Here is a 497-nt window from a genome sequence, read left to right on the forward strand (position 1 = left end):
CAGCGCGATGCTTCACTACCAGCCGGAAGACAACCCGAACAAAATCATCAACGTTGGTTATCGCTATCGTAATGACCAGGTCGTCTACAACCAACTGACCGGCAAATGGCAGTTTGGTGGCGACTACGGCACACCGGGCGCAGATAACTATGTGAAGGATTACTACAAAATCCAACAACACGACTTCTCGATGATGTGGCCGATCATTCCCCAGTGGAACCTGATCACCCGCTGGCAGTATGACTACGCTCGCAACCGTACCCTGGAAGCCTTCGGTGGTTTCGAGTACGACAACTGCTGCTGGAAACTGCGCGTCATCAACCGTTACTGGGTTTCCAACGACGAATACAGCCAGATCGCCCCGCTTAACGAAAAGGGTGACCACGGGCTCTTCTTCCAGATCGTCCTCAAAGGACTCGGCGGCCTGACCGGCGCCAAGGTAGAGAGCTTCCTCGACAAAGGCATTGAAGGTTATCGTGAACGTGAAGACCAAGCTT

At 53.3% G+C, this 497-nt stretch carries 1 protein-coding gene; it reads left to right on the plus strand.

Annotated features, from left to right (window positions below; translation table 11 throughout):
* Nucleotides 1-497 (plus strand): LPS assembly protein LptD (lptD, locus tag SOP95_RS31550; protein ID WP_323609522.1); only part of this gene is annotated, 497 nt, incomplete at both ends.

Source organism: Pseudomonas sp. YuFO8, assembly GCF_035065025.1.
GTDB classification, from domain to species: domain Bacteria; phylum Pseudomonadota; class Gammaproteobacteria; order Pseudomonadales; family Pseudomonadaceae; genus Aquipseudomonas; species Aquipseudomonas putida_AE.